Annotated in this window: 5 protein-coding genes and 2 rRNA genes (1 of these 7 cut by a window edge); 2 read left to right on the forward strand and 5 right to left on the reverse strand. The window is 41.3% G+C overall.

Annotated features, from left to right (window positions below):
* The first annotated feature begins 100 nt into the window (after positions 1 to 100).
* Together ACUN26_RS25545 and rrf are read left to right on the forward strand one after the other, a co-directional pair.
* Positions 101 to 3,022 (forward strand): 23S ribosomal RNA (locus tag ACUN26_RS25545).
* A gap of 49 nt (positions 3,023 to 3,071) precedes the next feature.
* Positions 3,072 to 3,187, forward strand: a 5S ribosomal RNA gene (gene rrf / locus ACUN26_RS25550).
* 141 nt (positions 3,188 to 3,328) lie between these two features.
* Here the strand turns inward: rrf and ACUN26_RS25555 are convergent.
* From ACUN26_RS25555 to ACUN26_RS25575, 5 genes are all read right to left on the reverse strand, one after another.
* On the reverse strand, positions 3,329 to 3,787 hold the full coding sequence (locus ACUN26_RS25555; RefSeq protein ID WP_001068552.1) for an ASCH domain-containing protein: 459 nt from the start codon (positions 3,785 to 3,787) through the stop codon (positions 3,329 to 3,331).
* A gap of 353 nt (positions 3,788 to 4,140) precedes the next feature.
* Positions 4,141 to 4,938 carry an undecaprenyl-diphosphate phosphatase UppP gene (gene uppP, locus ACUN26_RS25560; RefSeq protein WP_001279970.1) on the reverse strand — a complete coding sequence of 266 codons (798 nt, stop codon included), beginning with the start codon at positions 4,936 to 4,938 and terminating at the stop codon, positions 4,141 to 4,143.
* Positions 4,939 to 4,955: 17 nt separating this feature from the next.
* Positions 4,956 to 5,693, reverse strand: a complete 738-nt coding sequence (locus tag ACUN26_RS25565) for an ABC transporter permease (RefSeq protein WP_000247704.1) — start codon at positions 5,691 to 5,693, stop codon at positions 4,956 to 4,958.
* On the reverse strand, positions 5,686 to 6,615 hold the full coding sequence (locus ACUN26_RS25570; RefSeq protein WP_000074551.1) for an ABC transporter ATP-binding protein: 930 nt from the start codon (positions 6,613 to 6,615) through the stop codon (positions 5,686 to 5,688). The genes ACUN26_RS25565 and ACUN26_RS25570 overlap by 8 nt, the downstream gene beginning before the upstream one ends.
* A 68-nt stretch (positions 6,616 to 6,683) precedes the next feature.
* Positions 6,684 to 7,396, reverse strand: partial view of a sensor histidine kinase gene (locus tag ACUN26_RS25575; RefSeq protein ID WP_000845344.1) — the 3' portion only. The gene runs 301 nt beyond the window's last position; the window shows 713 of its 1,014 coding nt (coding positions 302–1,014); its start codon lies beyond the right edge, outside the window — the gene reads right to left on this strand; it ends in the stop codon at positions 6,684 to 6,686.

Raw genomic sequence — 7,396 nt, forward strand, 5'->3', positions numbered from 1 at the left:
TTTCGTTTTGTTCAGTTTTGAGAGAACTATCTCTCATATATAAATGTATGTTCTTTGAAAACTAGATAACAGTGTAGCTCATATTTTTTAATTTTAGTTTGGTTAAGTTAGAAAGGGCGCACGGTGGATGCCTTGACACTAGGAGTCGATGAAGGACGGGACTAACGCCGATATGCTTCGGGGAGCTGTAAGTAAGCTTTGATCCGAAGATTTCCGAATGGGGAAACCCACTATACGTAATGGTATGGTATCCTTACCTGAATACATAGGGTATGGAAGACAGACCCAGGGAACTGAAACATCTAAGTACCTGGAGGAAGAGAAAGCAAATGCGATTTCCTGAGTAGCGGCGAGCGAAACGGAATCTAGCCCAAACCAAGAGGCTTGCCTCTTGGGGTTGTAGGACATTCTATACGGAGTTACAAAGGAACGAGGTAGACGAAGCGACCTGGAAAGGTCCGTCGTAGAGGGTAACAACCCCGTAGTCGAAACTTCGTTCTCTCTTGAATGTATCCTGAGTACGGCGGAACACGTGAAATTCCGTCGGAATCTGGGAGGACCATCTCCCAAGGCTAAATACTCCCTAGTGATCGATAGTGAACCAGTACCGTGAGGGAAAGGTGAAAAGCACCCCGGAAGGGGAGTGAAAGAGATCCTGAAACCGTGTGCCTACAAATAGTCAGAGCCCGTTAATGGGTGATGGCGTGCCTTTTGTAGAATGAACCGGCGAGTTACGATCCCGTGCAAGGTTAAGTTGAAGAGACGGAGCCGCAGCGAAAGCGAGTCTGAATAGGGCGTTTAGTACGTGGTCGTAGACCCGAAACCAGGTGATCTACCCATGTCCAGGGTGAAGTTCAGGTAACACTGAATGGAGGCCCGAACCCACGCACGTTGAAAAGTGCGGGGATGAGGTGTGGGTAGCGGAGAAATTCCAATCGAACCTGGAGATAGCTGGTTCTCCCCGAAATAGCTTTAGGGCTAGCCTTAAGTGTAAGAGTCTTGGAGGTAGAGCACTGATTGAACTAGGGGTCCTCATCGGATTACCGAATTCAGTCAAACTCCGAATGCCAATGACTTATCCTTAGGAGTCAGACTGCGAGTGATAAGATCCGTAGTCAAGAGGGAAACAGCCCAGATCGCCAGCTAAGGTCCCAAAGTGTGTATTAAGTGGAAAAGGATGTGGAGTTGCTTAGACAACTAGGATGTTGGCTTAGAAGCAGCCACCATTTAAAGAGTGCGTAATAGCTCACTAGTCGAGTGACTCTGCGCCGAAAATGTACCGGGGCTAAATACACCACCGAAGCTGCGAATTGATACCAATGGTATCAGTGGTAGGGGAGCGTTCTAAGTGCAGTGAAGTCAGACCGGAAGGACTGGTGGAGCGCTTAGAAGTGAGAATGCCGGTATGAGTAGCGAAAGACGGGTGAGAATCCCGTCCACCGAATGCCTAAGGTTTCCTGAGGAAGGCTCGTCCGCTCAGGGTTAGTCAGGACCTAAGCCGAGGCCGACAGGCGTAGGCGATGGACAACAGGTTGATATTCCTGTACCACCTCTTTATCGTTTGAGCAATGGAGGGACGCAGAAGGATAGAAGAAGCGTGCGATTGGTTGTGCACGTCCAAGCAGTTAGGCTGATAAGTAGGCAAATCCGCTTATCGTGAAGGCTGAGCTGTGATGGGGAAGCTCCTTATGGAGCGAAGTCTTTGATTCCCCGCTGCCAAGAAAAGCTTCTAGCGAGATAAAAGGTGCCTGTACCGCAAACCGACACAGGTAGGCGAGGAGAGAATCCTAAGGTGTGCGAGAGAACTCTGGTTAAGGAACTCGGCAAAATGACCCCGTAACTTCGGGAGAAGGGGTGCTTTCTTAACGGAAAGCCGCAGTGAATAGGCCCAAGCGACTGTTTAGCAAAAACACAGGTCTCTGCGAAGCCGTAAGGCGAAGTATAGGGGCTGACACCTGCCCGGTGCTGGAAGGTTAAGGAGAGGGGTTAGCGTAAGCGAAGCTCTGAACTGAAGCCCCAGTAAACGGCGGCCGTAACTATAACGGTCCTAAGGTAGCGAAATTCCTTGTCGGGTAAGTTCCGACCCGCACGAAAGGTGTAACGATTTGGGCACTGTCTCAACCAGAGACTCGGTGAAATTATAGTACCTGTGAAGATGCAGGTTACCCGCGACAGGACGGAAAGACCCCGTGGAGCTTTACTGTAGCCTGATATTGAATTTTGGTACAGTTTGTACAGGATAGGCGGGAGCCATTGAAACCGGAGCGCTAGCTTCGGTGGAGGCGCTGGTGGGATACCGCCCTGACTGTATTGAAATTCTAACCTACGGGTCTTATCGACCCGGGAGACAGTGTCAGGTGGGCAGTTTGACTGGGGCGGTCGCCTCCTAAAGTGTAACGGAGGCGCCCAAAGGTTCCCTCAGAATGGTTGGAAATCATTCGTAGAGTGCAAAGGCATAAGGGAGCTTGACTGCGAGACCTACAAGTCGAGCAGGGACGAAAGTCGGGCTTAGTGATCCGGTGGTTCCGCATGGAAGGGCCATCGCTCAACGGATAAAAGCTACCCCGGGGATAACAGGCTTATCTCCCCCAAGAGTCCACATCGACGGGGAGGTTTGGCACCTCGATGTCGGCTCATCGCATCCTGGGGCTGTAGTCGGTCCCAAGGGTTGGGCTGTTCGCCCATTAAAGCGGTACGCGAGCTGGGTTCAGAACGTCGTGAGACAGTTCGGTCCCTATCCGTCGTGGGCGTAGGAAATTTGAGAGGAGCTGTCCTTAGTACGAGAGGACCGGGATGGACGCACCGCTGGTGTACCAGTTGTTCTGCCAAGGGCATAGCTGGGTAGCTATGTGCGGAAGGGATAAGTGCTGAAAGCATCTAAGCATGAAGCCCCCCTCAAGATGAGATTTCCCATAGCGTAAGCTAGTAAGATCCCTGAAAGATGATCAGGTTGATAGGTTCGAGGTGGAAGCATGGTGACATGTGGAGCTGACGAATACTAATAGATCGAGGACTTAACCATATAATATGTAGCAAATGTTATCTAGTTTTGAAGGAATATGCCTTCATAGTTTGGTGATGATGGCAGAGAGGTCACACCCGTTCCCATACCGAACACGGAAGTTAAGCTCTCTAGCGCCGATGGTAGTTGGGACCTTGTCCCTGTGAGAGTAGGACGTCGCCAAGCAAGCTTAAGACGAGTCAGAATGACTCGTCTTTTTTATGTTTTATAAAATAAGCTCGTTATCTGTAGTTTTCTTGAGCTATAAATAACGAGCTTATTTGTGTTAAAAAATAGCAACATGAAAATTCAGTAAAGCTCTGTTTATTATAGTTCTGCTGTATTTTTCACATCAATGAGCTCAAATCGTTCGCAAACGAGTAGCATATCTTCAGAAAAAGTAAAACCAAACTCATTTAGTTCCTTTGTAAAAAAACGAACATGGGTGTCTTTCCAGTAATTATACGTGCAATCTCCTTCGCCTTCAGCGATAGCGAATTCTTCGCTTACTTCATTCATCGGTGTTACAGTTACTTCTATTGTTTTAATAATCGCTACAGGTTCATCCTGACTATTGAGTATAATACTATAATCATTAGTCGTCGGTAGTGGTTCATTTTCTAACTCATAAAAAATGTGACAGGAGCATGTTGCGGTTTTGATACCATCAATTACTAATTGTGCAAGATAATTAGGGGAATCCCCAAATTGCCAAGCTGTAACAGATGCTGGTTTTTCATTGTTTCCCCAATAAGTATCCCAATATGTTTGTGCTAATGGATTCATTTGTATCGTTACCTCACTCTAATTAATATGTAGTCTTTTTATAATCCCTGAGAAATTTACTTATTTGTATGCCTTTGTACGCATTTAAAATTTGTATCGGTGTGTTGTGAATTAAGAAAGAGAATATGCGGAATGAATATGGTTTGTAAACACGTTCTGTCCATATATGGGATTTTTAATTTTCCAATTGTGTCGTACGGTAAAGGATATAACTGTTTGAAGAATATTCGGATTATTAAGGGCGGTTTATTACAACTATGCCATATTGAAGTGAGTAATACTAGAGGTGAAATAGAGAAAAAACTGATATTCCAACTTGAATATCAGTTTAGTAATATGTGACTTATATGAATCTATAGCAATATGAACAGCGTAAATAAGATAGCCAGCAAAATACGATAATATGCAAAAGGTTTTAAACCGATCTTCTCTAAAAGCTTCAAAAAAGTTACTACGGCTAGCATTGCTACTATAAAAGAGGTAATGAATCCTACCGCAAACATAGGGATGTCATCAACGCTTAAATACTTCCAACTTTTTAATAAGTCTAAGCCTGTAGCTCCAACCATTACAGGAAGAGCAATGAGAAAAGAGAATTCAGATGCGGTCTTATAATTTACTTTCGCTAATAACCCTCCAGAAATAGTAGAGCCAGCTCTAGAGAAGCCAGGATATACCGCTAAGCATTGAAATAATCCAATTGTTAATGCTTGACGGTAGGTTAAATCATCCAGTGAATAGGCGGTTGCTTCTGTCTTTTTTACTTCTGCAAAAATCATAAGAATTGCTCCTGCTACAAGTCCAATGACGACAGTATATGGCTGAAATAAGTATGTTTTAATAACACCATGTAATAGTAATCCAGCAACTACCGCTGGGAATACACCAAGAAATACATGGAATGCGTTGAATTTTTTCTCTTTTCGTAGAAGAGGTTTAATATTACATAAAGAAACAAGGCGTTTATAGTATAAAATCGCAATAGCTAAAATTGCGCCTAACTGTATAACGATTTCAAAGGTCTTTGCTCTTTCTCCTTCGAAGCCTAATAAATGTCCGACTAATATAAGGTGGCCAGTAGAAGAGATAGGTAAAAATTCTGCTAATCCCTCTACAATACCGAGTATGAAGGCAATGATGATATCGCTCATAGTTTCACTCCTATAAATTAATGAATATCTACTCTCTTAAAATAGAATAGTGTTGCAATAAATCCGAAAATTGCTGTTGCTGCAATGATGATATAAGAATACTCTGGTGGATATGTGGGTTGTAATTCGTTATTTGCGATATCTAGAGTAGCGGTCCACGGAAATAGATCTTTATGTTTAGAGTTCACGAGCATAAGGTTAATCATTGTAATAATGACCGTTAATATAATAGGTGGTACATAGGTCTTCATTACAACGGTTAATAGTACAATAGGTGAAGACAATAGAAAGAGAAGTCCACCACATATTAAAAATTTTACGAGAGAGCTTAAGAGTAAGATGGTACTAAATCCAGGGAAGCTACCTATTAGCCCTAATAATAAAGTTAGTGTCCAAGCGACTAAAGTAAGCATTATAATCCAAAGAAAGAGAATGATGAACTTACTTATAATAAAGCTAATGCGTGAGACTGGAATAGTTAGTAAATGTTTTAGTGTATCTTCTGTATATTCACGGGTAAACAGATAAGCAATCACTACCCCATATAAGGGGAATCCTATAATTAAAGTAGTATATAAGTTAACTTCGGTGAATAGTTGATGGAACAAAATAGTTGGAGTAGGTTGTTTTGTTTTTATGTGTATATAAGACGCTACGACCACTAAGAAGGGTGCGACACCAGCCCCGATAATGCTAATTAAAAACATATTGGAACGTTTTAATTTTAATAGTTCTGTATAGAGCAGATTAACCAATTGTTCCACCTCCAACTAGATTGGTGAAATAATCTTCTAATCTGTCTTCGCTCATCGCCATTTTTAATACATCGACATCATTAAGAACGAACGTTCTGTTTATGTGTCCTTGCTGTCCAAAATGAGAATAAATACGAATATTCCCTTCATCATGTACTTCATAATCAAAAATTTGAAGATGATTTTCTAATAGCATCGTGGCTCTATTGTCATTATTCACTTGAAATTCTATGTACTTACGGTTGGTTTTGCGTAGCGTATCAAGAGAAACTTCTTCTAGTAACTTTCCTTCATGGATAATTCCCATACGATCGACTAGTTGTTCTACTTCAACTAATATGTGACTAGAAATGAGTATCGTTATATTTCTTTCCTGAGCTAAAGATTTAATGAGTTTTCGCATTTCTTTAATACCGATTGGATCGAGTCCATTAGTTGGTTCATCTAGTATGAGTAGTTCAGGGTAGTGGAGAAGAGCACGTGCAATTCCTAAGCGCTGCTTCATTCCTAAAGAATACTTTCCTACTAACTTTTTTGTTTCATGCTGTAAGCCTACTATTTCTAATGCTTCTTCAATGGCATTCTTTTTGTGGATCCCAATTATCTTTGCATTAATTAATAAGTTTTCTTTTGCAGTTAAGTTTTCATAAAACCCTGGAACCTCAACGATAGAACCAATTCTTCTTAAAATATTTTTTTGATTTTGAAATAAGTCTTCTCCGAATATTTCAATATTTCCACTTGTAGGCTTTATAAGGCTAAGTAGCATACGTATGGTTGTTGTTTTGCCCGCACCGTTGCGTCCTATGAATCCATAAACCTCTCCTTGTTGAACATTAATATTTAGATTATCTACTGATTTTTGAGTGCCATATACTTTAGTAAGGTTAGTCGTTTTTATAATTGTATGTATAGGAGACACCTACTTTCTATAAGTTCTTACTTACATAATAAGAAGGAAGGCTTAACTGCATATTAATCATTTCTTAACTATTTCTTAAAAGAAGTGTATTTTGGAATGGAAAAACCAAAAGTAGTTCGTTTCCATGGGATACTTTCAACCCATATATGCCCACCATTTCTCTCCACGAGCGCTTTAGAAATCGAAAGCCCGAGACCGCTACCACCAAAAGAGGAGGTTCTTGATTGTTCGCTTCGGTACATTCGCTCAAATATGTTTTGTAAATCATGTTTTGGAATGCCAGGGCCTTTGTCCCAAATAAGAAGTTCATATTCTGTATTGGTTTCTAGTAGTTCGATTCCTACTGTTTTCCCATCTTTTCCGTAATAAATGGCATTTTTTATTAAATTACCTATAATTCGCATAAGGCTAAGGTGATCTGCGATGATAGGACAAGTAGATTCTGGTATAAGAACCTGTAGTTCGATATTATGTTTTGAGAGTTCAGGTAAAAAATCGATTAAAGCTTCTCTAGTAACTTCAGAAAAGTCGAGTTCTTCTTCTTTTAGTGGGAATTCATTGGCGTCTAGCTTTGCCATATTGAATATTTCATCAACTAGATGTTTTAAGTTATTTGATTTCATATAAAGTATTTTAAGATATTCTTGCTTTTCTATTTCAGAAGCAGCTACTCCATCTTTTAAAGCATCGATATATCCAATAATGGAGGTGAGTGGCGTTCGGATATCATGCGAGATACTAGACAAAAGTTGTTTTCTAGATTCCTCGTATCTTTTTGCTT

Source organism: Bacillus sp. WC2503, assembly GCF_052682895.1.

Bases quoted from the DNA above. Each gene is read 5' to 3' on its own strand.
- ACUN26_RS25555 (WP_001068552.1), bottom strand. From the start codon at position 3,787: ATGAATCCATTAGCACAAACATATTGGGATACTTATTGGGGAAACAAT.
- uppP (WP_001279970.1), bottom strand. From the start codon at position 4,938: ATGAGCGATATCATCATTGCCTTCATACTCGGTATTGTAGAGGGATTA.